Raw genomic sequence first — 24,307 nt, forward strand, 5'->3', positions numbered from 1 at the left:
CACGACCGCGATACGGTCGCAGGACGGCAACGAGGACGGCCGCGGTCAGCGGCGCGGACGAGAGGTGGCGGTACGCATGGCAGAGCAGGCGACGGCGCAGATCGGGGTCACCGGTCTGGCCGTGATGGGTCGCAACCTGGCCCGGAACCTGGCCCGCAACGGCTTCGCCGTGGCGGTGCACAACCGGTCGCCGGAGCGCACCCGCAGCCTGGTCGCCGAGCACGGTGACGAGGGCACGTTCGTGCCGTCCGAGTCGCTCGCCGACTTCGTCACCTCGCTGGAGCGGCCACGCGCGGTGATCGTGATGGTGAAGGCCGGCGCGCCGACCGACGCCGTGATCGACGAGCTGATCCCGCTGCTGGAGGAGGGGGACATCGTCGTCGACTGCGGCAACGCGCACTTCGCCGACACCCGCCGCCGGGAGGAGGCGCTGCGCGCGCACGGGCTGCACTTCGTCGGCACCGGCGTCTCCGGCGGCGAGGAGGGCGCGCTGCGCGGCCCGAGCATCATGCCGGGCGGCTCGGCGGAGTCCTACCAGAAACTCGGGCCGATCTTCGAGAAGATCGCCGCACAGGTGGAGGGCGCGCCCTGCTGCCGGCACGTCGGCCCGGACGGCGCCGGCCACTTCGTGAAGATGGTGCACAACGGCATCGAGTACGCCGACATGCAGCTCATCGCCGAGGCGTACGACCTGCTGCGGGCCGGCCTGTCGGCGAGCCCGGCGGAGATCGCGGACATCTTCCGGGAGTGGAACGGCGGCGAGCTGGAGTCGTTCCTGATCGAGATCACCGCGGACGTGCTCGGGCACACCGACGCGGCGACCGGCCACGCGTTCGTGGACGTGGTGCTCGACCAGGCCGAGCAGAAGGGCACCGGCCGCTGGACCGTGCAGAGCGCGCTGGACCTGGGCATCCCGATCACCGGCATCGCCGAGGCCACGTTCGCCCGCTCACTGTCCGGCCACGCGGACCAGCGCGAGGCGGCCCGTCGCGTGTTCGCCGACGCCGGCGAGAAGTGGCAGGTGGAGGACCGGGACACGTTCGTCGAGGACGTGCGCCGCGCGCTGCTGGCCAGCAAGATCGTCGCGTACGCGCAGGGCTTCGACCACATCCGGGCCGGCAGCCGGGAGTACGACTGGAACATCGACCTGGGCGGCACGGCCACCATCTGGCGGGGCGGCTGCATCATCCGGGCCCGCTTCCTGGACCGCATCCGGGAGGCGTACGACGGCGAGCCGGAGCTGGCGACGCTGCTCGTCGCGCCGTGGTTCGCCGACCGGGTCAGCGCCGGTGTCCCGGCCTGGCGGCGGGTGGTGGCCGACGCGGCCCGGGCGGGCGTGCCGACCCCGGCCTTCGCGTCGTCGCTGGCCTACTTCGACGCGCTGCGGGCGCAGCGGCTGCCGGCCGCGCTGATCCAGGGGCTGCGGGACAACTTCGGCGCGCACACCTACCACCGGGTGGACCGGGACGGCGCGTTCCACACCCGCTGGGCCGGCGACCGCTCCGAAGTGGAGGGCTGAGCCCCACCACGCTCACCCGGCGGGCGGCCCGGGTCACGGCGCGGCACCGGACGCGCCGGGCCGGGGCCGTCGCCGGGTCACCGGGCCCAGTCCGCCGCCGGCTCACCGGCGGCCAGCTCGCCGATCTCGCCGGAACGGACGGTGGGGGTGTGTCCGAGGTCGGCGCACCACCGCTCGGCGACGCCGGCGCACAGCTCGGCGACCGTCTCCCGGCGGCTCGGCTCCACCAGGTCGGCGGCGGCCAGGGCGGCCGTCATCTCGTACCGGAGATCGCGCATCTTCCACCCCCGTGGCGGCGCGTCCCGGCGGCGCGCCCTGCGCCGATGGTAAAGCGGAACGCCCCACGGATGCGGGGCGTTCCGCCGATGGCCGGCCGACGCCGGCCGGCAGGTCAGAAGAACCGACGCCGCTTGGCCTTCTGCGGCCGGAGCAGGTCCGCGCCCTTGGTCAGCAGGCGGCTCACCCCGGTCGGCCCGCGACGGGCCTCCAGCGTGTGGCTGAGCCGGCGGGCGCCGGCCGCCGCCAGCGGCACGGCGACCGCCATGACCGCCCACTGCCCGATCCGCTTCTGAATCATGTGGCTCACCTCCGCGTTTGCTGTTGTCCCTACCGGTACCCAGCGCGTCGCCTCGGTAAGCGTGAGCTCAGACTCCCGGGGCCACCGGGTTGGGCAGCGCGCCGCCGAAGCGGCGGTCCCGCTGGGCGTACAGCTCGCAGGCGTACCAGAGATGACGGCGGTCGAAGTCGGGCCAGAGCGTGTCCAGGTAGACCAGCTCCGCGTACGCGGTCTGCCAGAGCAGGAAGTTCGAGATGCGCTGCTCGCCGGAGGGACGCAGGAACATGTCCACCTCGGGCACCTCGGGGTGGTAGAGGTAACGTGCCACCGTCTTCTCGGTGACCTTGTCCGGATGCAGCTTGCCGGCGGCGACGTCCCGGGCGATCGCGGCGGCGGCGTCGGCGATCTCCGCCTGGCCGCCGTAGTTGACGCAGAACTGGAGCGTCAGCGTCGAATTGTCCCGCGACATCTCCTCGGCGGTCTGCAACTCGGAGATGACGCTCTTCCAGAGCCGCCCGGCCCGGCCCGACCACACCACCCGGACGCCCAGGTCGACGAGCTGGTCCCGGCGGCGGCGGATGACGTCGCGGTTGAAGCCCATCAGGAAGCGGACCTCGTCCGGCGAGCGACGCCAGTTCTCGGTGGAGAACGCGTACGCGGACAGGTAGGGGATGCCCATCTCGATCGCGCCCTCGACGGTGTCGAACAGGCTGTGCTCGCCCTGCTCGTGCCCCTTGGTGCGGGGCAGCCCCCGCTCCTTGGCCCAGCGGCCGTTGCCGTCCATCACGATGGCGACGTGCCGGGGCACCGCGGCGGGTGGCAACGCCGGCGGCCGGGCACCGGACGGGTGCGGGGTCGGCGGCACCGGCTCACGGCGGTGCGCCCTCGTCGATCGGATCACTCGGTCATCTCCCTGTTCACACCAGCGACGGCGGGCCCGTCGCCGGTGCGCGGCGGGACCACACCCGGCCCCGCGCCGCCGGGCGGCGGGACCGCGCCGGGCGCCGGGGCACCCCGGTCGACCAGCGGCAGCGAGCGTAGCGCGCGCTCCAGATGCCACTGGAGGTGCGCCGCGACCAGCCCGCTGCACTCCCGGCGTACGCCGTTCTCGGCGGCGTCGGCGTACGCCCAGTCGCCGGTGGTCAGCGCGGACATCAGCACGAACGTGGCCGGCGCGGGATGGGCGGCGCCGGGCGGCCGGCAGTCCGGGCAGACGGCGCCGCCGGCCGGCACCGAGAACGCGCGGTGCGGACCCGGCTCGCCGCAGACCGCGCAGGCGGCCAGCGCCGGCGCCCAGCCGGCGAACGCCATGCCGCGCAGCAGGTACGCGTCGAGCACCAGCGTGGTGGCGTGATCGCCGCGGGCCAGGGACTTCATCGCGCCGAGGGTGAGCTGGAACAGCCGCAGCGACGGCTCCCGCTCGACCGGGGTCAGCCGTTCGGCGGTCTCGGCGATCGCGCTGGCCGCCGTGTAGCGGGGGTAGTCGCCGAGGAACCGCTTGCCGTACAGCTCGATCGCCTCGACCTGGCTCACGGTGTGCAGCGAGCTGCCCTGGTTGCCCTTGGGGTCGCCGGCGAGTTGGAGGTCGACGTGGCCGAACGGCTCCAGCCGGGCGCCGAACCTGCTGGTGGTGCGCCGGACGCCCCGGGCCACCGCGCGCAACCGGCCGTGCCGCCGGGTGAACAGCGTGATGATCCGGTCGGACTCGCCCAGCTTCTGCACGCGCAGCACCACCGCGTCGTCGCGGTAGAGCTGTCGGCGGTACCCGGCCATCGGTCCATTCTCCCTCGGGGTGCGATCTCAGGGTCGGCTCGGGGTGGACCGGCGGGCGATCCCGGATGTGGCGGTCACCCGGCCGGCCCTAGTGTGCTGGCCATGGCTTCGCTCCGAACGGCGCTCCGGCCGCGTGGCACCGCTTCCCGGCCGTACGGCGCCGCTTCCCGCCCGCGCACGGTGGTGGCGGCGACCGCGACCGCCGCACTCATCGTGCTCGCCGGGTGTGACACCCTCTCGTTCCGCCGGCTCGACTACGACCAGTCCGAACGCGCGAAGATCACCCGGATCACCGTGGACGGCAACGGCGACGGCTCCGGGGACGTGGTGGTGCGCGCCACCGGCCCGGTCGACCAGGTGCAGATCAAGCGCGTGGTCCGCTACCAGGGCAGCGAGCCGGACAGCCGGTACGAGATCAGGGGCGACGAGCTGGTGCTGCCCACCGACTGCGGGCAGCGGTGCAGCATCTCCTGGGAGGTGACCGCGCCGCCCGGCGTGGCGGTCCGGGGCGGCACCGGCTCGGGCAACGTCGACCTCACCGAGGTCGGGGCGGTGGAGTTCACGCTCAGCTCCGGCGACCTGACCATCAGCGGAGCCCGCGGCGAGGTCCGCGCCTCCACCGCCTCGGGCAACATCCGGCTGACCGAGGTGGCCGGTCCGGTCCGGCTACGGACCGGCTCCGGCGACATCGAGGCCCGCCGGCTCGCCTCCGCGGTCGACGCGGAAGCGGCCCCGGGCAACCTGACCGTCGAGCTGGACCAGCCGGCCCCGGTCCGACTGCACGCCACCAGCGGGAACATCGACCTCGCCGTGCCGGCTGGCCGATACCGGGTGCGGGCCGACGCGAAGTCCGGCGACACCGACGTGCGGGTGTCGAACGACCCCGGTGCGTCCCTGCTGCTCGACGTGACGGCCACCAGCGGCAACGTCACCGTCAGCAGCCGCTGAGCCGGCCGCCGCTCAGTTGGCGGCGCGGACGCCGGACGATCCGGCGGCGCGGCCCGCGGACGACCCGGCGGCCCGGTCCCGGGGCGCGTCGGCGTCGGCGGGCGGCCCGTCGGATCGGCCGGGCGTCGGCCCGGGAGCACGGCGGGGTGCCGGCACCCGGGCCCCGGCGCCGACCAGCCGGCCGGCCGCGCCGGCCGGGGCCGGGCTGGCCGGCGCGTCCGCCGCCCGCGCCGGCACGGTCCGCCGTGGCCGGCCGGGCACCAGTTCCGGGGTACGCCGGGCAGCCACGTCCTCGACCCAGCCGACCAGCAACGTCACCACGCCGACGAGCACGAAGACCAGCCCCACCCGCAGCCACAGGCCGACCGGGTCCCGCGGCGACCAGCCGACCAGGCCGACCAGCGGGGTGAGCGCCACCACGAACGGCATGTGCCAGAGGTAGACGGTGAGCGCCCGCCGGTTCACCACGGTCACCGCCCGGCCGAACACCGGGAACCGGTCGATCCACGCCGCGCCCGTGGGCGCCCGTCCGATCGCCACCAGGATGAACGCGGTCGCCCAGAGCGCATTGCCCAGCGGGATGTCGTTGATGTCGTAGCCGCGCGGCCCGGGATGGGTGACGATCCAGGCCAGACCGGCCGTGCCGAGCACGCCGGCGACCGGCAGCAGCACCCGGTTGCGCATCCGGCGCAGCAGGCCGTCGTGGTGGGCGAAGCCGAGCAGCCACGCGCCGAAGTAGAGGCCGAACTCGCGCAGCACCGTCGGCGGGTTCAGCAGGATGCCGAACTCGATGGCGGCGAGCAGCGCGTACGGGGCGACCAGCGTGGGCAGCGGCGCGCGGCGGAACAGCCACAGCGCCACCGGCGAGGCGAGCACGAACCAGAGGTAGTCCCGCAGGTACCAGATCGGGCTGAGCGCCAGCCCACCCCAGTAGTTGGCCGGCGGATCACTGATCGGGAAGAGCCAGAGCAGCACCTTCGGCTCGAACGCCAGCCCGGTGAGCAGCATCGCCGGCACGAAGACCGCCGCCGCCACCCAGAGCGAGGGCAGCAGCCGACGCAGCCGGCGCCCCACGGCGGACACCCCGCTGCGGTCCAGCGACGCGGCCATCAGCGACCCGGCCAGGGCGAACATCACCGCCATCGCCGGGAACACCAGTGTGAGCGTGGCGTAGCCGGTGACGTGGTAGGTGACGACGCGCAGGATGGCCAGGAAGCGGAGCAGGTCGAGGTAGCGGTTTCGCATCAGCTCGCAGCGGGGTCCGGGGGCAGAGACAGAAGTCCCTACCCTGCTCCCGCCGCCTGTGAAACGTGTAAGAACGCCCACGGAACGTGAGATGCCCCATAAGACTGACTGATCCGGCCCTCAGAAGCCGAGCTTGCGCAACTGCTTCGGGTCGCGCTGCCAGTCCTTCGCCACCCGCACATGCAGGTCCAGGTAGACCCGGGTGCCCAGCAGCTCCTCGATCTGCCGGCGCGCGGTGGTGCCGACGTGCTTGAGCCGGCTGCCCCGGTGACCGATGACGATCGCCTTCTGGCTGGACCGCTCCACGTAGAGATCCGCGTAGATCTTCGTGAGGTTGCCCTCCGGGATCATCTCCTCCACCACCACGGCGATGGAGTGCGGCAGCTCGTCCCGGACCCCCTCCAGCGCCGCCTCCCGGACCAGCTCGGCGACGAGCACCTGCTCCGGGTCCTCGGTGAGCATGTCGTCCGGGTAGAGCTGGGGCGACTCCGGCAGGTAGCCGGTCATCACGTCGACGAGCGTGTCGACCTGGTGGCCGGAGACCGCGCTCACCGGCACCACGGCCGCGAACTCGCCCAGCTCGCTCACCGCGAGCAGTTGCTCGGCCAGGCGCTTCTTGTCCACCAGGTCGGTCTTGGTGACCACGGCCAGCACGGTCGCCTTGAGGCTGGCCAGCTCGCCGGTGATGAACCGGTCGCCCCGGCCGACCGGCTCGTTCGCCGGCACGCAGAGCCCGATCACGTCGACCTCGCTCCAGGTCTCCCGGACCAGGTCGTTGAGGCGCTCGCCGAGCAGCGTGCGGGGACGGTGCAGGCCGGGCGTGTCGACCAGCACGAGCTGCGACTCCGGCCGGTGCAGCACCGCCCGGATGACGTGCCGCGTGGTCTGCGGCTTGCTCGACGTGATGGCGATCTTGGTGCCGACGATCGCGTTGGTGAGCGTCGACTTGCCGGCGTTCGGCCGGCCGACGAAACAGGCGAAACCGGCCCGGTACGGGCGGTCCACGGGGGCCGTCACTCGACCACCGTGCCGAGCACCGAGCCGTCCGGCGCGGCCACGTGGATCGGCGCGTCGGCGGAGAGGTCACGCACCGCGGCGTGTCCGGCGCCGTCCAGCGTCGACGCCTCGGTCACCACCACCGCGGCCTCCAGCCGGCTCGCGCCCGCGGCCACCGCCGAGGCGACCGCCAACTGGAGCGCGGTCAGGGTCAGCGACGGCAGCGCCACGCTGGCCGCCGCGTACGTCCGGCCGTCCTGGTCGCGGACCGCCGCGCCCTCCACGGCCCCCACCCGGCCCCGGGCGCCCCGGGCCAGCACGACCAGCTTGCCGTCCTCGGCGCTCAGCTCGGCCGGATCGGCGGGGGTGGGCCGGGCGGCCGGCACGGCGGGTGACTCAGGCATCGGCGGGTTGCCTCTCCTCGGAACGGTTGTGGTTGCCACGGGACTCGGTCGGATCGGGCCGCCCCGCGCCGTCCGGCGCGGAACCCGGCTCGGACCGGCTCACCAGCACGGTGTCGATCCGGTTGCGTCGGCCGGTGGTGCCCTCGGCGATCAGCCGCAGGCCGGCCACCTCGGCCTCGGCGCCCGGGATGGGCACCCGGCCGAGCGCCTGGGCGAGCAGGCCACCGACCGTCTCCACCTCGTCGGTGGGCAGGTCGGTGTCGAACAGCTCGCCCAGATTCTCCACCGGCAGCCGGGCGGTCACCCGCACGGCCCCGTCCGGCAGATGCTCCACCGGTGGGCGCTCGACATCGTACTCGTCGGTGATCTCACCGACGATCTCCTCCAGGATGTCCTCGATGGTGACCAGCCCGCCGGTGCCGCCGTACTCGTCGACCACGATGACCAGGTGGTTGCGGGCCGCCTGCATCTCGGAGAGCAGGTCGTCCACCGGCTTGGACTCCGGCACGAACGTCGCCGGGCGCATCAGCTCGGCCACCGGCATCTGCCGCGCTCCCCGGTCACCCTGGGTCCGCCGGATCAGATCCTTGAGGTAGAGCACGCCGAGCACGTCGTCGACGTTCTCGCCGATCACCGGGATGCGGGAGAACCCGGACCGCAGGAAGAGCGCCAACGCCTGCGCGAGCGTCTTACGTTCCTCTATCCACACCATCTCGGTACGCGGCACCATCACCTCACGGGCGATCGTGTCGCCGAGCGCGAAGACCGAGTGGATCATCTGACGCTCGCCGTGCTCCACCACGCCGCGCTGCTCGGCCAGGTCGACCAGCTCACGCAGCTCCACCTGGGTGGCGAACGGCCCCTCGCGGAAGCCCTTGCCCGGGGTCACCGCGTTGCCGATCAGGATCAGCAGCGACGCCAGCGGGTTGAGCGCCCGCCCCAACCAGCGCACCAGCGGCGCGACCGCCCGGCCGACCGCGTAGGCGTGCTGCCGGCCCAACGTGCGCGGCGCGACACCGACCACCACGAAGCTGACCACCGTCATCGCCCCGGCGGTGACCAGGGCCGCCCGCCAGCCGGCGCCGAACGTGTCCACCGCCACCAGCGCGACGAGCGTGGTGGCGGTCAGCTCGGCCAGCAGGCGGAGCAGGAGCAGCAGGTTGAGGTGGCGGACCACGTCGCCGGCGACCGCCTGGAGGGCACGCGCGCCGCGCGCCCCGTCGCGGGCCAGCTCGGCCGCGCGCGCCGGGGAGACCGCCGCCAGCGCCGCCTCGGTCATCGCGATCAGGCCGGCGAGCACCACCAGCCCGGCCCCGAAGAACAGGAGCTGAAGATCGGGCAGGCCGGCCGGGGCCGCCGCCGCGAGAGTGACCATCACCGGGACCGGGTCGACCGCCAGCTGGCCAGCAGCCGGGCCTGGAGACCGAACATCTCCCGCTCCTCCTCGGGCTCGGCGTGGTCGTAGCCGAGCAGGTGCAGCACGCCGTGCACGGTGAGCAGGTGCAGCTCGTCGGCGGCGGAGTGCCCGGCGGTGGCCGCCTGCTTGGCGGCCACCTCCGGGCAGAGCACGATGTCGCCGAGCAGGGCCGGCTCGCCGCCGGCCGGGCTGCTCTCGCCCGGGCCGTGGTCGACGCTTCCCTCGTCCATCGGGAACGCGAGCACGTCGGTCGGGCCGTCACCGCCCATCCAGCGGTGGTTCAGCTCCGACATGTATTCGATGTCGACAAGCAGCACGGACAGCTCGGCGAGCGGGTTGACCCCCATCTCGTCGAGGGCGTGCCGGGCGACGGCGAGCACGGCGTCGGTGTCGACGTCGGCACCGGACTCGTTGGCGATCTCGATGGACAACTGTCTTCCTCTGGTGGTTAGCGGCGCCGACCGGCCCGGCCGCCCTGGGCGGTCCGCCCCGGCACGGCGTGCACGCTCTGCGCCTGCTGGTTCTCCCGCTCGGCGTCCCAGCGGGCGTACGCGTCGACGATCTCACCGACCAGCTTGTGGCGGACCACGTCGGAGCTGGAGAGCTGGGCGAAGTGCACGTCCTCGACGTTGTTCAGGATCTCCCGGACCACCCGCAGGCCGCTGCTCGTCCCGCCGGGAAGGTCCACCTGGGTGATGTCGCCGGTGACCACGATCTTGGAGTTGAAGCCGAGTCGGGTGAGGAACATCTTCATCTGCTCGGGCGTGGTGTTCTGCGCCTCGTCGAGAATGATGAAAGCATCATTAAGGGTCCTTCCGCGCATGTATGCCAGCGGCGCGACCTCGATCGTGCCGGCGGCCATCAGCTTCGGGATGGACTCCGGGTCGAGCATGTCGTGCAGCGCGTCGTAGAGCGGGCGCAGGTAGGGGTCGATCTTCTCGTTCAGCGTGCCGGGCAGGAAGCCCAGCCGCTCGCCCGCCTCGACCGCCGGCCGGGTCAGGATGATCCGGTTGACCTGCTTGGCCTGGAGCGCCTGGACCGCCTTCGCCATGGCCAGGTAGGTCTTGCCGGTGCCGGCCGGGCCGATGCCGAAGACGATGGTGTGCGAGTCGATCGCGTCGACGTAGCGCTTCTGCCCGAGCGTCTTGGGACGGATGGTGCGACCGCGCCGGGAGAGGATGTTGAGCGTCAGGACCTCGGCGGGCCGCTCGGCGCCGCCCTGCTCGAGCATGCCGACGGTACGCCGAACGGCGTCTGTGGTCAGGGTCTCGCCTTTCTCGATCAGTTCGAGGAGCTCACTGAAGAGACGCTCGGCGAGGGCGTTGTCGGCGGGCGCACCGGTGATGGTGATCTCGTTGCCGCGCACGTGGACGTCGCTGTTGACCGAGCGTTCGACGAGACGCAGGATCTCGTCGCCCGCGCCGAGCAGGTTCACCATGATCTTCTGGTCTCCGACCGTGATCCTGGTCTGCACCCGGGGCGGGTCGGGAGGTGGGGTGCCGGTCATAGGTCGGGCCCGTCGGGCCCTGCGCCACCTGCTCTCCGATCTCGGCGCCGGGCCCTGCTGGCGCGGCGTACGGTGACTTCCATCGTATCGGGTCCGCACCGTACGCACCGCGCCCATTTCCGGTGCCCGGCGGTCAGCCGCCGGCGCGGAAGTCGTACCCGTCGAACGCCTCCTGCCGCCGGGTGAAGCGGTAGGTCGCCCAGTGCATCCGGACCACCTCGCCCCGCTCGTCCCGGGTGAGCCGGAGCAGCTCGCCCGCCTCCCGGCCGGAGACCGTGCGGAACACGTCCGGCCGGTCCGGCAGCGGCGCGAACACCGACGGCGGCTTGCCGGCCGGGTCGTCCGCGCCCCGGGCCCGCAGCGCGCCGTCGTGCCAGGAGAAGACGGACTCGAACCCCTCGCCCCACCAGCGGCCCAGCATGCCGCGCAGGTGTTCCGGGGCGGGTGGGCCGGGACACCACGGCTCGATCTCCGCCGGGTCGTGCTCGGCGGCGGCGGCGAGCAGCTCGTGCGCCAGGTCGAGCACCTCGACGCCGGTGCCGGACGAGCCGAGCACCGCGCAGCCCATCGCCCCGGCGGTGCCCTCGCCGCCACGGCGACCGTAGACGGCGGCCAGGAAGCCCGGCATCGCACCGTCGTGCCCGACGTGGGTCACCCGGCCCGGTCGGGGCACCAGGATCAGCCCGAGCCCGAAACCGGCCGTCCAGAGCGACTCGTCGGTGGTGGTGAGCGGCCAGCGCATCTCCTCGACGGTGGTCGGGGCGAGCACCGCGCCGGCCGGGTCCAGCGCCGCCGGGTCGGCCAGGAACGCCGCCCAGCGGGCCATGTCCGGCGCGGTGCTCCAGAGCTGGGCGGCCGGCGCCACCGCGCCGAAGTCGACGGGCGGCTCCGGGTGCGCCTCGTCGGAGTACGCGTCCACCAGGAAACCGGTGACGGCCCGCTCCCCCGGCGTGACGCCGGTGGCGGTCAGCCCCAGCGGGGCGAGCACCCGCTCGGCGAGCACCTCGGCCCAGGTGCCGCCGCGCCGCCGGGCGACCGCCTCGCCGAGCAGCGCCAGGCCGAGGTTGGAGTAGTGGAAGCGACGGCCGGTGGGCAGCACCCGCTCCACCCGGGCCAGGTCGGCCAGCAGCTCGTCGACGGCCGGGGCACGCAGCGTGTCCCACACGTCGCCGTACGGCTCGCGTTGCAGGCCGGCGGTGTGCGACAGCAGCCGACGGACGGTCAGCTCGCCGTACGCGGGCAGGTCCAGGTGCCGCCCGATCGGGTCGTCCAGGTCGAGCAGCCCGTCGTCGCGGCACTGCATGACCAGCACCGCGGTGAACGTCTTGGTGACCGAGCCGATCCGGAAGACGCTCTCCGGATCGAGCGCGGTGTCGTTGCCGGTGCCGCCCACCGCGCAGGCCCAGAGCGGCCGGTCGGCCCGGTGCAGCGCCGCCGACAGCGCCGGGACCCGCCCGTTCGCCTGGGCCCGCCGGGCCATCCGGTCGAGCCGGTCGGAGATCGAGGTCATGCCTCAGCGGCAGAGCATCGGGCCGAGTGGCGCGCCACCCAGCAGGTGGGCGTGCACGTGGAAGACCTCCTGGCCGCCGTACGGGCCGGTGTTGAACATGAGGCGGAACCCGTCCACGGTCAGGCCCTCCTCCTCGGCCACCAGGGCGGCGGTGTGGAGCACCTCACCGGCCAACGTGGGGTCGCCCTGGGCGAGGGTGGCCACGTCCGCGTAGTGCTCCTTCGGGATCACCAGCACGTGGGTGGGGGCCTTCGGGTCGATGTCCCGGAAGGCGAGGGTGGTGGCGGTCTCGCGGACGATGGTGGCGGGGATCTCCCCGGCGACGATCCGGCAGAACAGACAGTCCATCGCAGCAGTGTAGGGAACGTCCGGCAGGATGGCCGACATGGCGGGACGGGCGGTACTGGTGACGGGGGCCTCGCGGGGCATCGGGCGGGCGGTGGCGCGGGCGTTCGCGGCTGGCGGCGACCGGGTGGCGGTCCACCACCGGGACTCGGCCGGGCTGGCCGAGGCGTTGCGCGCCGAACTGCCCGGCGACGGCCACGTGGTGGTCCGCGCCGACCTGGCGGACCCGGACGCCGTACGGGCCATGGTGGACGAGGCGGCCCGGCTGCTCGGCGGTCTTGACGTGCTGGTCAACAACGCCGGTGTGTTCGGGCCGGCCGACCCGCCGCACCCGGTCTTCGAGAGCAGTTACGAGCAGTGGCGGGCGCGCTGGCGCGAGGTGCTGGACACCAACCTGGTCGGCGCCGCCAACGCCGCCTGGTGCGCCGCCCAGCACATGCGGGAGCGGGGCGGTCGGATCGTGAACGTCTCCTCCCGGGGCGCGTTCCGGGGCGAACCGGCCAATCCGGCGTACGGGGCCAGCAAGGCGGGGATGAACGCGATGGCACAGTCGCTCGCGGTGGCGCTGGCGCCGTACGGCATCGGGGGTGGCCTGCGTGGCCCCGGGCTTCGTCGAGACGGACATGACCAACGAGCACCTGAAGAGCGAGCGCGGCGAGGCGGTCCGGGCGCAGTCGCCGTTCCACCGGGTGGCCCGCCCCGAGGAGATCGCCGCCGCGGTCCACTGGCTGGCCAGCCCCGACGCGGAATGGGCCGCCGGCACCATCGTCGACCTGAACGGCGCCTCCTACCTCCGCACCTGACCGCCCGGAGGGGTTGGGGGTTACCAGCGGGGGAGGCGGGTGGAGAGGACGGCGAGGGCGGCTACGCCGGCGGTGGAGGTGCGCAGGACCGAGGGGCCCAGGCGGACCGGGCGGGCACCGGCCTCGCGGAACGCGGCCAGCTCCGGCTCGGCGATGCCGCCCTCGGGGCCGACCACCAGGACGATCTCGCCGGTCGACGGCAGCGCGACGGTGGTCAGCCGCTCGTCGGCCTCCTCGTGCAGCACGAAGGCGGCGTCGGCGCCGGCGATCCGGCGGGCCACCGTGACGGTGGACTCGTCCGGGGCGCCGGCCACCACCGGCAGCCACGGGCGGCGGGCCTGCTTGGCGGCCTCCCGGGCGGTGGCCACCCACTTCTCCCGGGCCCGGACGCCCCGGTCGCCGCGCCACTGGGCGACCGAACGGGACGCCGCCCAGGGCACGATCTCGTCCACCCCGACCTCGGTCATCGCCTGCACGGCCAGCTCACCCCGCTCGCCCTTGGCGATCCCCTGCACCACCACCAGCCGGGGGACGCACGCGTCGGCGTACCCCCGGGAGGTGACGCGCAGGTCGAGCGTGCCCCGGCCGACGGCGGTGACGACGGCGGCGGCGGTGCCACCCCGGCCGTCGGCGAGCAGCAGTTCCTCGCCGACGCGCAGCCGCTGCACGGTGGCCGCGTGGTGGCCCTCCGGGCCGTCCAGCGTCACCGTGTCACCGGCGGGCAGCGCCTCGACCAGGAACAGCGGCGCCGACACCTCAGGCGTGCCCGTTGAACGCGTCGCGCATCCGGGAGAAGAAGCCGCCCTGCTTGGTCAGCTCGGCGACCTCCTCGCCGCGGGTCTTGGCGAAGTCGCGCAGCATCCGCTCCTGGTCGGCGTCGAGCTTGGTCGGGGTCCGCACGTCCAGGTGGACGTAGAGGTCACCCCGGCCGGTGCCGCGCAGGTGCGGCACGCCGCGGGCGCGCAACCGCATCGTGCTGCCGGGCTGGGTGCCGGCCTTGACGTCGACGATCTCCTCGCTGTCCAGCGTCTTGATGGTCAGCCGGGTGCCGAGCGCGGCGGCGGTCATCGGCACCGTGACCCGGCAGTGCAGGTCGTCGCCCTTGCGCGAGTAGACGTCGTGGGTCCGCTCGTGGATCTCGACGTAGAGGTCGCCGGCGGTGCCGCCACCCGGGCCGACCTCGCCCTGCTGGGCCAGCCGGATCCGCATGCCGTCCTCGACGCCGGCCGGGATCTTGACGGTCAGCGAGCGGCGGGTCCGTACCCGCCCGTCACCGGCGCAGGTCGGGCAGGGGTGCGGGATCGTGGTGCCGTAGCCCTGGCAGACGGTGCACGGCCGGGCGGAGACCACCTGGCCGAGGAACGTCCGCTGCACCGACTGCACCTCACCGCGGCCCCCGCACGCCTCACAGGTGGCCAGGTGGGTGCCGGCGGCGGTGCCGGCGCCGGAGCAGGTGGTGCAGAGCACCGCGGTGTCGACAGTGATCGGCGCCTCGACGCCGAACGCGGTCTCGTTGAGGTCCAGTTCCAGCCGCAGGATCGCGTCGGCGCCCGGCCGGGTACGCGGCCGGGGACCCCGGCTGCCGCCCGCCGCGCCGCCGAAGAACGCGTCCATGATGTCCTGGAAGCCGACGAACGGGCCGGCGCCGCCCGGGCCACCCGCGCCCGCGCCCCCGCCGCCCGGGGCGAGCGGGTCGCCACCCAGGTCGACGATCTGCCGTTTCCGGTCGTCCGAGAGGACCTCGTACGCGGCGTTGATGTCCTTGAACTTCTCCTGTGCCTCCGGGTCCGGATTGACGTCCGGGTGGTACTGCCGCGCCAACTTCCGGTAGGCACGCTTGATGTCGTCGTCGGAGGCGTCCCGGCTCACGCCGAGAATTCCGTAGTAGTCCCTGGCCACTGCGTTCGGTGTCCTCATGTTCGTCTCGCGTCGCCGGTCGCCGGCCGTTCCCGGCCGTCGGCCCTGACTGGTCAGTTCTGGGCCAGCAGTTCGCCCACGTAGCGTGCCACGGCCCTCACCATGGCGATATTGCCGGGGTAGTCCATCCGGGTGGGCCCGAGCACGCCGAGCCCACCGACGATCGTGGCACCCGGGCCGTAACCGGTGCTGACCACCGAGGCGGCCCGCAGATTGTCGATCTCGTTCTCGTCGCCGATGAGCACCCGGGTGGTGTTGCTCGGCTCGGTCTCGCCGATCAGCTTGAGCAGCACGACCTCCTCTTCGAGCGCCTCGAGGATGGGGCGCAGCGAGCCCTGGAAGTCGAGCAGGCCGCCCCGGGTGAGGTTGGCGGTGCCGGCCAGCGCGATCCGCTCCTCGTGCCGCTCGACGAGCGTCTCCAGCAGCACGGTGGAGAGCGTGGTCATGGCCGGGCGCAGGTGCGGCGCGGACTCCTCGACCAGCGCCTGCACCAGCGGGGGCGTCTCGGCGAGCTGGCTGCCGACCAGTTTCTCGTTGACCAGCCGGCGCAGGTCCGTCACGTGTTCGGCGGGGACCGGGGCGGGCAGCTCGACCAGCCGCTGCTCGACCCGCCCGGTGTCGGCGATCATGACGACCATCAGCCGGGTGGTGGAGATCGGCACCAGTTCCAGGTGGCGCACCTTGGAGCGGGCCAGGCTCGGGTACTGCACCACGGCCACCTGCCGGGTGAGCTGGGCCAGCAGCCGGACCGTGCGGTGCACCACGTCGTCGAGGTCGACGGCGCCGACCAGGAAGCGCTCGATCGCCCGGCGCTCGGCCGGGCTGAGCGGCTTGACCCGGGAGAGCCGGTCCACGAAGAGGCGGTACCCGCGGTCGGTGGGCACCCGGCCGGCGCTGGTGTGCGGCTGCCGGATGTAGCCCTCCTCCTCCAGCACCGCCATGTCGTTGCGCACGGTGGCCGGTGAGACGCCGAGCTGGTGGCGCTCGACCAGGGCCTTGCTGCCCACCGGCTCCTGCGTGGCGACGTAGTCCTCGACGATGGCGCGCAGCACGGCGAGCTTGCGGTCGTCGAGACCCATCTCCCCACCTCCTGACGCACCTCGGCCGGGTGACGCGCGGCATCCGGCGGGCAACTGGCACTCGACTGTAGCGAGTGCCAGTCTACGTCGGCACCCCCGCCGGCGCGATGATCAGCGCCGCACCCCGGGTGCGGTCCGCCGGGGTCGGGCGGCGCGTCGGGCCGAACAGCCCTGGTGCCGCTTGCCCCCGGGACCTACCGTGACGTCCATGACTGAACCTCCTCGCCCTCCCGGAGCGGGGGACCCCGGCCCCCAGCCCGACCCGTTCCCGCCGTCGGCGCCGTACGGCTCCTCGCCGGCCGACGAGCCCCCCACCGCACCACTGTCCGGGGCGCCGGGCGGGGGCGGCTATCCCCCGCCCGGCGGTTATCCGCCCCCGGGCGGCCAGCCTCCGCCGGGCGGCTACCCCCCGCCGGGCGGCTATCCCCCGGCCGGTGGTGACACGCCGGGCTACGGCGCGCCCGGCGGTGGCGCCCCGGGCTACGGCGCGCCGGGCGGCGGCTACCCCGCCGGCGGCTCCTACGGCCCGCCGGCCGGCTACGCCAACAACGACGACAAGACCTGGGCCCTGGTGGCGCACTTCGGCGGCGCGGCCGGGATGCTGATCGGCGGCGGCGTGCTGGGCTGGGTCGCGCCGCTGGTGGCGCTGCTGGCCCGGGGCAACCAGTCCCCGACCGTCCGGGCGCACGCGGTCGCCGCGCTGAACTTCCAGCTCATCTGGTCGATCATCGCGCTGGTCGGCTGGATCCTCACCTGCATCCTGATCGGCCTGGTGGTCGGCTTCGGCGCCATGATCGTCGGCATCATCTTCGGCATCCTGGCCGGCGTGAAGGCCAACGAGGGGCAGCTCTACCGCTACCCGATGTCGGCCAGCCTGATCAAGTGACAGCCGCCGGCCGGTCCCGCACGGCGGGGCCGGCCGGACCGGTCAGGGCAGCAGGTCGCGGACCACGCCGTCGGCCAGCAGTCGACCGCGCAGCGTGAGCACGGCGCGACCGTCCGCGTACGCGTCGGCGTCCAGCAGCCCGCCGGCCCGGGCCCGCTCGGCACCCACCCGGCCGGCTTCGTCCAGCACGACAAGCGGCAGCCCGGAGTCGAGCCGCAGCCGCAGCATCACGTCCTCCATGTGCTGCTCGTCGGCGGTGAGCCGTTCCCGGGCCAGCGCCGGCGAGGCGCCGCCGGCGAGCCGCTCCGCGTACCCGGCCGGGTGCTTGACGTTCCACCAGCGCACGCCGCCGACGTGGCTGTGCGCCCCCGGGCCCAGGCCCCACCAGTCGGCGCCGGTCCAGTAGAGCAGGTTGTGCCGGCACCGGGCCGCCTCGGAACGGGCCCAGTTGGAGACCTCGTACCAGGAGAAACCGGCCGCGTGCAGCGCCGCCTCCGCGGCCAGGTAGCGGTCCGCCGCCACGTCGTCGGAGGGGTACGGCAGCTCGCCCCGGCGCATCCGCGCGGCCAGCCGGGTGCCGTCCTCCACGATCAGGGCGTACGCGCTGACGTGGTCCACGCCGGCGTCGACCACCTGGGCCAGCGAGGCGGCGAAGTCGTCCGCGGTCTCCCCCGGCGTGCCGTAGATCAGGTCCAGGTTGACGTGGTCGAACCCGGCGTCGCGGGCCTCGGCGGCGGCGGCGGTGGCCCGGCCCGCGCTGTGCCGCCGGTCGAGCACGGCGAGCACGCCCGGGGCGGCGGACTGCATGCCCAGCGAGATCCGGGTGTAGCCGGCCGCCCGCAGCGTCTTCAGCGACTCCGGGGTGACCGACTCGGGGTTGGCCTCGGTGGTCACCTCGGCGTCGGCGGCCAGCCCCCAGGTGCGGTCGATGGCGTCCAGGATCCGGGCCAGGTCGTCGGCGGGCAGCAGGGTGGGTGTGCCGCCGCCGACGAAGACGGTGTCCACCCGGGGCGGCGGGGAGTCGCCGAGCACCCGGCCGGCGAGCGCCAGCTCGGCCAGCACGCTGTCGGCGTACGTCTCCCGGCTCACCCCGCCGCCCAGCTCCGCGGCGGTGTACGTGTTGAAGTCGCAGTAACCGCACCGGCTGGCGCAGAACGGGACGTGCACGTACACGCCGAAGCCGCGGGCGCCGACGGCGCGGCGGGCGGTGGCGGGCAGCGACCCGTCGCGCGGGACGGGTTCGCCTTCTGGAAGGACGCCGGGCATGGCCACTAGTGTGCCCGGCATGACCTCTCCGGACGCTCTCGTGCGGGTCGCCACGGCCCGTGGGGTGACGACCCTCACCCTGGACAGCCCGCACAACCGCAACGCGCTCTCCACGCCGCTGATGACCGAGCTGCTGGCCGGGCTGGCCGCGGCGGTCGCCGACGACACGGTCCGGGCGATCGTGCTGGACCACACCGGCCCGGTCTTCTGCTCCGGCGCCGACCTGAAGGAGACCGCCGCCGCGTACGTCAGCGGGACCGTGCCGGCCGGCATGCTCGGCGACGTGCTGGTCGCCGTCCGGGAGTGCCCGAAGCCGGTGCTGGCGAAGGTGGCCGGGCCGGCCCGGGCCGGCGGGCTGGGCCTGATCGCCGCCGCCGACCTGGTGGTCTGCGCCGAGGAGGCGACGTTCGCGTTCACCGAGGTCCGGATCGGCGTGATCCCGGCGGTGATCTCGGCGACCGTGCTGCCCCGGCTGAGCCCGCGGGCCGCCGCCGAGCTGTACCTGACCGGGGAGACGTTCGACGGCCGGCGGGCCGCCGAGATCGGCCTGGTCACCGCCGCCGTGCCGGCGGACGGGCTGGACGCCGCCGTGGAGCGCTACCGCGCGGCGCTGGTGAAGGGCGCGCCGAAGGCCCTCGCCGGGGCGAAGGAGCTGCTGCGCCGGCCGGCCGCCGCCGACCTGCGGGCGGAGATCGCCGCGTTGGCGGCGCTCTCCACCGGGTACTTCCTCTCCGAGGAGGGGCGGGAGGGGGTGCTCGCGTTCCGCGAGAAGCGTCCGGCGGCGTGGGTGCCCGCCGGAGAATAGAAGGCGGGGCCCCCTGTTAACGCCTCCGGTATAGGCCGGGGCCCCGCTTGACAGCGACCCGTCACGGGGCGGTGACGCGGCGGCGAGCAGGCCGGTCGGCCGAGCCGGAAAGTGGGACGGGCGACGTACGCTGGTCGGACTGTCAGGAACAGGGGGTGCGGGTGCGGACGCGACCGGCGATCGTGGCATCTGGTGTGGTGGTGTGCGTGCTGGCCCTGCTCGCGATCTGGTTCGTGACCAAGCAGTTCGGTCACCACCTGCGGCTGCCGCTGGCCAGCCGGACCTGCACCGTCCAGGCCGACGGCGAGGTGGTGCTGGGCGCCGACCAGATGGCCAACGCGGCCACCATCGCCGCCATCGGCGCCCAGCGCCGGATGCCCGAGCGCGCGGTGGTGGTGGCGCTGGCGACCGCCTACCAGGAGTCGCACCTGCGCAACATCGCGCACGGCGACCGGGACTCGCTCGGCCTGTTCCAGCAGCGCCCGAGCCAGGGCTGGGGCACGCCGGAGGAGATCCAGGACCCGCGCTACGCGGCCCGGAAGTTCTACGCCGCGCTGAAGAAGGTCAAGGGCTGGGAACGGATGCGGGTCACCGAGGCCGCCCAGCGGGTGCAGCGGTCGGCCTACCCCGAGGCGTACCAGAAGTGGGCGGACGAGTCGGAGGTCCTCACCCGCGCGTTGCTCGGCCAGGCGACCGGCGCGGTGGCCTGCACGGTCGGTTCGACTCCGACGCTGCGGGGCCCGGCCGCCGCCAGCGCGGTGCTGGAGGGTCTGACGCTGGACTGGGGCCTGCCCCGCCTGACCGCGGCGACGACGCTGACCGGGCTGACCGTGCCGGCCGGTGACGACCGCGACGGCTGGCGCTACGCGCACTGGCTGGTCTCGCACGCCGACGACAACGGCGTGAAGCGGGTCCGCTTCGGCAGCCTGGAGTGGACCGCCGAGCAGGGCACCTGGGGCCGGGTGAAGGGCGACCCGGCGACGCAGGTGCTGGCCGAGGTCTTCGCCGACACCTGAGCCGACACCTGAGCCGGCGACGGGCCGCCGGCGTCCCGCCGACGGCCTGTCATCGAGGTCGACCGGGGATCAGCCCTTCACCGCGCCGGCGACCAGCCCGGAGACCATCCGGCGCTGGACCAGCAGGAAGAAGATGATCACCGGCAGCGTGAACAGCGTGGACGCGGCCATCACCGAGCCCCACGCGGTGTCGTCCCGGCCGAAGAAGAACGTCATCGCCACCGGCAGCGTGTACCGCTGCTGGTCGTTGATGAACGTCAACGCGAAGATCAGCTCGTTCCAGGCGGTGATGAAGGAGAAGATGCTGGTCGCCACCAGACCGGGCGCGACCAGCGGGAACAGCACCTTGCGGAACGTCTGCGCCCGGCTGGCCCCGTCGATCGCGGCGGCCTCCTCCAACTCCTTCGGCACCGCCGCGACGAAGCCGCGCAGCATCCAGACCGCGAACGGCAGCGAGAAGCCGAGGTAGGTGAGGATCAGGCTGGGCAGCGTGTTGTAGAGGCCGAGCCGCTGGATCATCAGGAACAGCGGGATGACCAGCGCCTCCAGCGGGATCATCTGTACCACCAGGAGCAGGATCAGGAAGCTGGTGCGCAGTTTGAACCGGAACCGGGCCACCGCGGTCGCGGCGAGCAGCGCGACCAGCCCGCTCAGCAGCACGGTGGCCACCGCGACCAGCACGCTGTTGACGAAGAAGTCGAGGAACGTCACGCCGGGGATCAGGTTGCCGGTGAGGATCTCCCGGTAGTGCTCCAGGGTGGGCTCCGCCGGCACCGGGCGCGGCGTGGCCGAGAAGATCTCCCGGTTGGGCTTCAGCGACGTCGCGATCATCCAGTAGACGGGGAACGCGGCGAAGAGCGCGACCAGCAGGCCGGCGCCGTTGAGCGCGATCTTCTTCACGACTCGTCCTCCTGCTTGAGCACCATGCGGACGTACAGGGCGGTCACCGCGAGCAGGATCACGGTGAGGATGACGGCGATCGCCGAGCCGAGGCCGTACTTGGGCGGCGGCGAGAACGCCTCCGCGTACGAGTAGATCGACAGCATGAACGTCGACCGGTCCTGGGTGCCGCCGGCGAGCACGAACTGCTGGGTGAAGACCTTGAAGTCCCAGATCGTGGAGAGCACCACCAGGATGCCGAAGACCGGCCGGAGCATCGGGAACGTGACCGACCAGAAGACGCGCCACGGCCCGGCGCCGTCGACGCGGGCCGCCTCCTGCAACTCGGTGGGCACGCTCTTGAGCCCGGCCAGCACGCTCACCGCGATGAACGGGAACGAGTGCCAGACCACCACCAGCGTCAGGATGCCGAAGAACAGCAGCGGGTCGTTGAACCAGCCGTAGCCGGTCCAGTCGCTACGCCCGAACAGCGTCGTGGAGAGGCCGTCGGGCAGCTTGTTGAACAGCCAGGTGACCAGGCCGCTCGTGTCGTCGAAGATCCACTTCCAGACGATGGTGCCGGTCAGCGCCGGGGTGGCCCAGGCGAGCATCACGCAGCTCGCCACGAACGTGGCCATCTTCTTGCCGAGCCGGTTGAGCAGCAGCCCGACCAGCGTGCCGAGCACCATGGTGAGCGCCACGTTGGCGACCGCGAAGAGCACCGTGTTGCGCAGCACGGTCCGGAAGAACGGGTCGCCGAGGATCTGCGCGTAGTTGGCCAGGCCGACCCAGGGCCACTCGCGGTCCCCCCGGAGCTGCCGGACGCTGTCCAGCTTGTAGAAGGACATCATCACGACCTGGCCGAGCGGCCAGAGCAGCAGCACGGCGATGATCGCCAGGCAGGGCAGGAGCAACAGGTACGGGAGGCGGTCCACCTTTCGGCGGCGCCGCCGCGCGGGGTTCTCCCGCGCGGCGGCCTCGCCGGTGGCCTTGGTCAGCGTTGTCACTTGGCGTTGAGAATGCTTTCCATCTCGGTGGCCGCGTCGGCGGTTGCCTTCTCGACCGTCTTCTGACCCTTGATGACCGAGCTGTTCATCGCCTGGGTCACCGTCTTGGTGCGGCTGACCTCGACCCACTTCGGGGTGAGCGGGGTCAGCTTGGTGTTCTGGATGGCGGTCGCGAACGCGGCCATCACCTTGTCGTTGGCGTAGTTCCCGCCGCTGACCAGGTCCTGGTAGACCGGGAAGAAGCCGAGGCTGCTGGCGAACTCCTGGTCCTTCTGCTTGCTCAGCAGCACGGTCATGTAGTCCCAGGCCAGCGCCTGCCGCTCGCTGTCCTTCCAGACCGCGATGTCGGAACCGCCGGCGAACGCCGGGGCGGCCTTGCCGTCCGGGCCGGGGATCGGGAACGTGCCCCAGACCTTCTCGATGTCGGGGTTGTCCTTCTTCATCGCGCCGCCCTGCCAGCTACCGGCGAACGCCATGGCGGCCTTGCCGGTGGCGAACTGGGTCCGGGCGTCGACCTCGTTCCAGCCGGCGGCGGCCGGCGGGGCGACCTTGTGCACGGTCACCAGGTCGGTCCAGAACTTGACCGCCTTCTGCGCCTCGGGCGTGTTGTAGCCGGACTTCCAGCTGTCGCCGTCCTTGGTGGCGATCTCGCCGCCGGCACCCCAGAGGAAGGAGTAGAACGGCAGCTCGGAGTTGCCGGGCAGGGCGATGCCGTAGGTGCCGGGCTTCTTGGCCTGGACGGCCTTGGCGGCGGCGACCATCTCGTCCCAGTTCGTCGGCGGCTTCACACCCGCCTCGGCGAACCAGTCGGTGCGGTAGTAGACGGCGCGCACGCCGGCGTACCACGGCACGCCGTACTGCTTGCCGTCGAGCTGGGCGTTCTTCACCAGGTCGGGCAGGATGTCCTTGCCCTCGGACCAGCCGTTGAACTTGTCCGTCACGTCGGCCAGGGCCTCCTGCGCGGCCCACCCCTGGGTCTCGGTGTTGCCCAGCTCGGTGACGTCCGGGCCCTCGCCGCCGGCGAGCGCGGCCTGGAACTTCTTCGGCGCCTCGAGCCAGGGAATGTACTGCACCACGACGTCGGTCTCGGGGTGCTTCTTCTTGAACTCCGCCTCGACCGTGTCGAGGAACGTGGTCTGGGCGTCGCCGCCCTCGCCCATCATCCAGACCGTCAGCTTGCTGTTGTCGGCGGCCTTGTCATCGTCGCCGGAGCCACCGCAACCGGTCAGCACCAGCGCGGCCGACGCCACGATGGCGGTGACCGGAGCCAGCCGCTTCCACCTGTTCACGCCATATCTCCCTCAGGGCCGTTTGGCACTAACCTTCTCCGCCGCACCTTAGTAGGAAAATTTCCTTTACAACAGGGGGTGGGCCCGGCGGGCGACCGAGGCGACCGTATCGCAGCCGAACGCCCGGCCGGCAGGGGTGCCGTCCGGGCAGGTCAGAGCGGGAGTACGCGGACGGGCGCCCGGCCGGTGGCCGGGCGCCCGTCGAGCGTCGTGGTGGGGGTCAGTAGCGCGAGACGCCACGCCGACGGCCGACACCGGCCACCAGGGCGACGCCGATGGCGGCGAAGAGCACCTGCAGCAGCAGCTCGCGCCAGTCGATGCCGGCGGTCTCGGCGAAGCCGGAGGCCCGGGCGACGATCGTGCCCAGCAGCGCGGCGCCGACGCCGATCAGCATGTGCAGCCACATCGGCATGTTCTGCCGGCCCGGCACGACCAGGCGGCCCAGCGCGCCGACGATCAGACCAACGACCAGCGCCGTGATGATGCCCCAAACGGTGAGCTCCATGGTCGCCCTCCTCCTTCAGATCGAGTCACACGATGTCGTGTGGTTTCTGTCGTGACCGGTAAGTTCCCGACCGGCGAAAAATCCAAACCGACTCCGGTGACGAATTGTTCATCCCTACCCTGAGCTTGGGTTTCCCGCCCAAAGTCCGGCCGGGGCTGCCGTCGTCCATACCGTCAGCGAACCGACAACTTCAATGCCAAACGGCGACGGGCGCCCGGCCGGTCGGCCGGGCGCCCGTCGCGGCGCGTTGGTACGCGGTCAGTGGTGGGTGACGCCCCGCCGACGACCGACCCCGGCCACCAGGGCCACGGCGATGGCGGCGAAGAGCACCTGCAGCAGCAGCTCGCGCCAGTCGATGCCGGCGGTCTCGGCGAAGCCGGAGGCCCGGGCGACGATCGTGCCCAGCAGCGCGGCGCCGACGCCGATCAGCATGTGCAGCCACATCGGCATGTTCTGCCGGCCCGGCACGACCAGGCGGCCCAGCGCGCCGACGATCAGGCCGACGATCAGCGCGGTGATGATGCCCCAGACGGTGAACTCCACGGTCGGTCCTCCTATAAGCGGTTTCGCACGTTCTGTGCGGTTGTTGTCGTGACCGGTAAGTTCCCGACCGGTCGAAAACCGAAACCGGCCGA

27 protein-coding genes and 1 pseudogene are annotated in these 24,307 nt (G+C 73.0%); 7 read left to right on the forward strand and 21 right to left on the reverse strand.

Annotated features, from left to right (window positions below):
- The first annotated feature begins 76 nt into the window (after positions 1 to 76).
- Positions 77 to 1,519 (forward strand): NADP-dependent phosphogluconate dehydrogenase, encoded by a 1,443-nt coding sequence (gene gndA, locus TPA0908_RS11155; RefSeq protein WP_281937188.1) that lies wholly within the window; start codon positions 77 to 79, stop codon positions 1,517 to 1,519.
- Between the two features lie 77 nt (positions 1,520 to 1,596).
- On the opposite strand, the gene TPA0908_RS11160 is transcribed toward gndA, so the two are convergent.
- From TPA0908_RS11160 to recO, 4 genes are all read right to left on the reverse strand, one after another.
- A complete protein-coding gene (locus TPA0908_RS11160) occupies positions 1,597 to 1,797 on the reverse strand; it encodes a thioredoxin reductase (RefSeq protein ID WP_281937190.1) in 201 nt (66 codons plus the stop codon).
- Between the two features lie 113 nt (positions 1,798 to 1,910).
- Complete coding sequence (locus tag TPA0908_RS11165) at positions 1,911 to 2,096, reverse strand: hypothetical protein (protein ID WP_107155717.1); 186 nt, start codon at positions 2,094 to 2,096, stop codon at positions 1,911 to 1,913.
- Between the two features lie 67 nt (positions 2,097 to 2,163).
- Positions 2,164 to 2,940 (reverse strand): isoprenyl transferase, encoded by a 777-nt coding sequence (locus TPA0908_RS11170; RefSeq protein WP_281938541.1) that lies wholly within the window; start codon positions 2,938 to 2,940, stop codon positions 2,164 to 2,166.
- Between the two features lie 32 nt (positions 2,941 to 2,972).
- Positions 2,973 to 3,848 carry a DNA repair protein RecO gene (gene recO, locus TPA0908_RS11175; RefSeq protein ID WP_281937193.1) on the reverse strand — a complete coding sequence of 292 codons (876 nt, stop codon included), beginning with the start codon at positions 3,846 to 3,848 and terminating at the stop codon, positions 2,973 to 2,975.
- Positions 3,849 to 3,950: 102 nt separating this feature from the next.
- Between recO and TPA0908_RS11180 the strand changes: the two genes are divergently transcribed.
- Positions 3,951 to 4,796 (forward strand): DUF4097 family beta strand repeat-containing protein, encoded by an 846-nt coding sequence (locus TPA0908_RS11180; protein ID WP_281937195.1) that lies wholly within the window; start codon positions 3,951 to 3,953, stop codon positions 4,794 to 4,796.
- Between the two features lie 12 nt (positions 4,797 to 4,808).
- Here the strand turns inward: TPA0908_RS11180 and TPA0908_RS11185 are convergent, their stop codons facing one another.
- From TPA0908_RS11185 to TPA0908_RS11220, 8 genes are all read right to left on the reverse strand, one after another.
- Positions 4,809 to 6,041 (reverse strand): acyltransferase family protein, encoded by a 1,233-nt coding sequence (locus TPA0908_RS11185; protein ID WP_281937197.1) that lies wholly within the window; start codon positions 6,039 to 6,041, stop codon positions 4,809 to 4,811.
- A gap of 120 nt (positions 6,042 to 6,161) precedes the next feature.
- Positions 6,162 to 7,058: a GTPase Era gene (gene era / locus TPA0908_RS11190; RefSeq protein WP_107155713.1), complete on the reverse strand. Its 897-nt coding sequence runs from the start codon at positions 7,056 to 7,058 to the stop codon at positions 6,162 to 6,164.
- Positions 7,055 to 7,441, reverse strand: coding sequence for a cytidine deaminase (locus TPA0908_RS11195; RefSeq protein ID WP_281937199.1), 387 nt, complete (start codon positions 7,439 to 7,441; stop codon positions 7,055 to 7,057). Before TPA0908_RS11195 ends, era begins: the two co-directional genes overlap by 4 nt.
- Entirely contained in the window at positions 7,434 to 8,840 is a 1,407-nt protein-coding gene (locus tag TPA0908_RS11200; protein WP_199199575.1) for a hemolysin family protein, read from the reverse strand. Before TPA0908_RS11200 ends, TPA0908_RS11195 begins: the two co-directional genes overlap by 8 nt.
- Positions 8,816 to 9,289 carry an rRNA maturation RNase YbeY gene (gene ybeY, locus TPA0908_RS11205; RefSeq protein WP_281937201.1) on the reverse strand — a complete coding sequence of 158 codons (474 nt, stop codon included), beginning with the start codon at positions 9,287 to 9,289 and terminating at the stop codon, positions 8,816 to 8,818. The genes TPA0908_RS11200 and ybeY overlap by 25 nt, the downstream gene beginning before the upstream one ends.
- A 17-nt stretch (positions 9,290 to 9,306) precedes the next feature.
- The gene (locus TPA0908_RS11210) at positions 9,307 to 10,365 is read right to left on the reverse strand and encodes a PhoH family protein (protein WP_281937202.1); all 1,059 of its coding nucleotides are present in this window, start codon (positions 10,363 to 10,365) and stop codon (positions 9,307 to 9,309) included.
- 133 nt (positions 10,366 to 10,498) lie between these two features.
- A complete protein-coding gene (locus tag TPA0908_RS11215) occupies positions 10,499 to 11,875 on the reverse strand; it encodes a serine hydrolase domain-containing protein (RefSeq protein WP_281937204.1) in 1,377 nt (458 codons plus the stop codon).
- A gap of 3 nt (positions 11,876 to 11,878) precedes the next feature.
- Positions 11,879 to 12,223: a histidine triad nucleotide-binding protein gene (locus TPA0908_RS11220; protein ID WP_107155707.1), complete on the reverse strand. Its 345-nt coding sequence runs from the start codon at positions 12,221 to 12,223 to the stop codon at positions 11,879 to 11,881.
- Between the two features lie 37 nt (positions 12,224 to 12,260).
- On the opposite strand from TPA0908_RS11220, the pseudogene TPA0908_RS31860 reads away from it, so the two are divergent.
- Together TPA0908_RS31860 and TPA0908_RS31865 are read left to right on the forward strand one after the other, a co-directional pair.
- A pseudogene (locus TPA0908_RS31860) lies at positions 12,261 to 12,743 on the forward strand (SDR family NAD(P)-dependent oxidoreductase); the annotation flags it as partial.
- Between the two features lie 73 nt (positions 12,744 to 12,816).
- Positions 12,817 to 13,023 (forward strand): SDR family oxidoreductase, encoded by a 207-nt coding sequence (locus TPA0908_RS31865; protein WP_281937208.1) that lies wholly within the window; start codon positions 12,817 to 12,819, stop codon positions 13,021 to 13,023.
- A gap of 20 nt (positions 13,024 to 13,043) precedes the next feature.
- Here TPA0908_RS31865 and TPA0908_RS11235 read toward each other — a convergent pair whose 3' ends face one another.
- The 3 genes from TPA0908_RS11235 to hrcA all read right to left on the reverse strand — a co-directional run bounded on the left by TPA0908_RS11235 (position 13,044) and on the right by hrcA (position 16,019).
- Complete coding sequence (locus TPA0908_RS11235; RefSeq protein WP_281937210.1) at positions 13,044 to 13,778, reverse strand: 16S rRNA (uracil(1498)-N(3))-methyltransferase; 735 nt, start codon at positions 13,776 to 13,778, stop codon at positions 13,044 to 13,046.
- A gap of 1 nt (position 13,779) precedes the next feature.
- Positions 13,780 to 14,922 (reverse strand): molecular chaperone DnaJ, encoded by a 1,143-nt coding sequence (gene dnaJ / locus TPA0908_RS11240; protein WP_199199573.1) that lies wholly within the window; start codon positions 14,920 to 14,922, stop codon positions 13,780 to 13,782.
- Between the two features lie 71 nt (positions 14,923 to 14,993).
- On the reverse strand, positions 14,994 to 16,019 hold the full coding sequence (hrcA, locus tag TPA0908_RS11245; RefSeq protein WP_107155704.1) for a heat-inducible transcriptional repressor HrcA: 1,026 nt from the start codon (positions 16,017 to 16,019) through the stop codon (positions 14,994 to 14,996).
- 208 nt (positions 16,020 to 16,227) lie between these two features.
- Between hrcA and TPA0908_RS11250 the strand changes: the two genes are divergently transcribed.
- On the forward strand, positions 16,228 to 16,905 hold the full coding sequence (locus TPA0908_RS11250; RefSeq protein WP_281937212.1) for a DUF4870 domain-containing protein: 678 nt from the start codon (positions 16,228 to 16,230) through the stop codon (positions 16,903 to 16,905).
- A gap of 42 nt (positions 16,906 to 16,947) precedes the next feature.
- Here the strand turns inward: TPA0908_RS11250 and hemW are convergent, their stop codons facing one another.
- Positions 16,948 to 18,171: a radical SAM family heme chaperone HemW gene (gene hemW, locus TPA0908_RS11255; protein WP_281938545.1), complete on the reverse strand. Its 1,224-nt coding sequence runs from the start codon at positions 18,169 to 18,171 to the stop codon at positions 16,948 to 16,950.
- A gap of 19 nt (positions 18,172 to 18,190) precedes the next feature.
- On the opposite strand from hemW, the gene TPA0908_RS11260 reads away from it, so the two are divergent.
- Positions 18,191 to 18,976 carry an enoyl-CoA hydratase-related protein gene (locus TPA0908_RS11260; RefSeq protein ID WP_281937213.1) on the forward strand — a complete coding sequence of 262 codons (786 nt, stop codon included), beginning with the start codon at positions 18,191 to 18,193 and terminating at the stop codon, positions 18,974 to 18,976.
- Positions 18,977 to 19,131: 155 nt separating this feature from the next.
- Positions 19,132 to 19,992, forward strand: a complete 861-nt coding sequence (locus tag TPA0908_RS11265; protein WP_281937215.1) for a hypothetical protein — start codon at positions 19,132 to 19,134, stop codon at positions 19,990 to 19,992.
- A 69-nt stretch (positions 19,993 to 20,061) separates the two neighbouring features.
- Here TPA0908_RS11265 and TPA0908_RS11270 read toward each other — a convergent pair whose 3' ends face one another.
- From TPA0908_RS11270 to TPA0908_RS11290, 5 genes are all read right to left on the reverse strand, one after another.
- Entirely contained in the window at positions 20,062 to 20,892 is an 831-nt protein-coding gene (locus tag TPA0908_RS11270) for a carbohydrate ABC transporter permease (RefSeq protein WP_281937217.1), read from the reverse strand.
- Complete coding sequence (locus TPA0908_RS11275) at positions 20,889 to 21,878, reverse strand: carbohydrate ABC transporter permease (RefSeq protein WP_281937219.1); 990 nt, start codon at positions 21,876 to 21,878, stop codon at positions 20,889 to 20,891. The genes TPA0908_RS11270 and TPA0908_RS11275 overlap by 4 nt, the downstream gene beginning before the upstream one ends.
- A complete protein-coding gene (locus TPA0908_RS11280) occupies positions 21,875 to 23,167 on the reverse strand; it encodes a sugar ABC transporter substrate-binding protein (protein ID WP_281937221.1) in 1,293 nt (430 codons plus the stop codon). The genes TPA0908_RS11275 and TPA0908_RS11280 overlap by 4 nt, the downstream gene beginning before the upstream one ends.
- A gap of 220 nt (positions 23,168 to 23,387) precedes the next feature.
- A complete protein-coding gene (locus tag TPA0908_RS11285) occupies positions 23,388 to 23,672 on the reverse strand; it encodes a GlsB/YeaQ/YmgE family stress response membrane protein (protein ID WP_107155698.1) in 285 nt (94 codons plus the stop codon).
- A 258-nt stretch (positions 23,673 to 23,930) separates the two neighbouring features.
- A complete protein-coding gene (locus tag TPA0908_RS11290; RefSeq protein ID WP_091572003.1) occupies positions 23,931 to 24,215 on the reverse strand; it encodes a GlsB/YeaQ/YmgE family stress response membrane protein in 285 nt (94 codons plus the stop codon).
- Positions 24,216 to 24,307 lie beyond the last annotated feature (92 nt).

It is taken from the genome of Micromonospora sp. AKA38 (assembly GCF_027925725.1).
Taxonomy (GTDB): domain Bacteria; phylum Actinomycetota; class Actinomycetes; order Mycobacteriales; family Micromonosporaceae; genus Micromonospora.

Coding starts and splice junctions, on each gene's coding strand:
- gndA (WP_281937188.1), top strand. CDS start 77: ATGGCAGAGCAGGCGACGGCGCAGATCGGGGTCACCGGTCTGGCCGTG.
- TPA0908_RS11160 (WP_281937190.1), bottom strand. CDS start 1,797: ATGCGCGATCTCCGGTACGAGATGACGGCCGCCCTGGCCGCCGCCGAC.
- TPA0908_RS11165 (WP_107155717.1), bottom strand. CDS start 2,096: ATGATTCAGAAGCGGATCGGGCAGTGGGCGGTCATGGCGGTCGCCGTG.
- recO (WP_281937193.1), bottom strand. CDS start 3,848: ATGGCCGGGTACCGCCGACAGCTCTACCGCGACGACGCGGTGGTGCTG.
- TPA0908_RS11180 (WP_281937195.1), top strand. CDS start 3,951: ATGGCTTCGCTCCGAACGGCGCTCCGGCCGCGTGGCACCGCTTCCCGG.
- TPA0908_RS11185 (WP_281937197.1), bottom strand. CDS start 6,041: ATGCGAAACCGCTACCTCGACCTGCTCCGCTTCCTGGCCATCCTGCGC.
- TPA0908_RS11195 (WP_281937199.1), bottom strand. CDS start 7,441: ATGCCTGAGTCACCCGCCGTGCCGGCCGCCCGGCCCACCCCCGCCGAT.
- TPA0908_RS11210 (WP_281937202.1), bottom strand. CDS start 10,365: ATGACCGGCACCCCACCTCCCGACCCGCCCCGGGTGCAGACCAGGATC.
- TPA0908_RS11215 (WP_281937204.1), bottom strand. CDS start 11,875: ATGACCTCGATCTCCGACCGGCTCGACCGGATGGCCCGGCGGGCCCAG.
- TPA0908_RS11220 (WP_107155707.1), bottom strand. CDS start 12,223: ATGGACTGTCTGTTCTGCCGGATCGTCGCCGGGGAGATCCCCGCCACC.
- hrcA (WP_107155704.1), bottom strand. CDS start 16,019: ATGGGTCTCGACGACCGCAAGCTCGCCGTGCTGCGCGCCATCGTCGAG.
- TPA0908_RS11250 (WP_281937212.1), top strand. CDS start 16,228: ATGACTGAACCTCCTCGCCCTCCCGGAGCGGGGGACCCCGGCCCCCAG.
- hemW (WP_281938545.1), bottom strand. CDS start 18,171: ATGCCCGGCGTCCTTCCAGAAGGCGAACCCGTCCCGCGCGACGGGTCG.
- TPA0908_RS11260 (WP_281937213.1), top strand. CDS start 18,191: ATGACCTCTCCGGACGCTCTCGTGCGGGTCGCCACGGCCCGTGGGGTG.
- TPA0908_RS11285 (WP_107155698.1), bottom strand. CDS start 23,672: ATGGAGCTCACCGTTTGGGGCATCATCACGGCGCTGGTCGTTGGTCTG.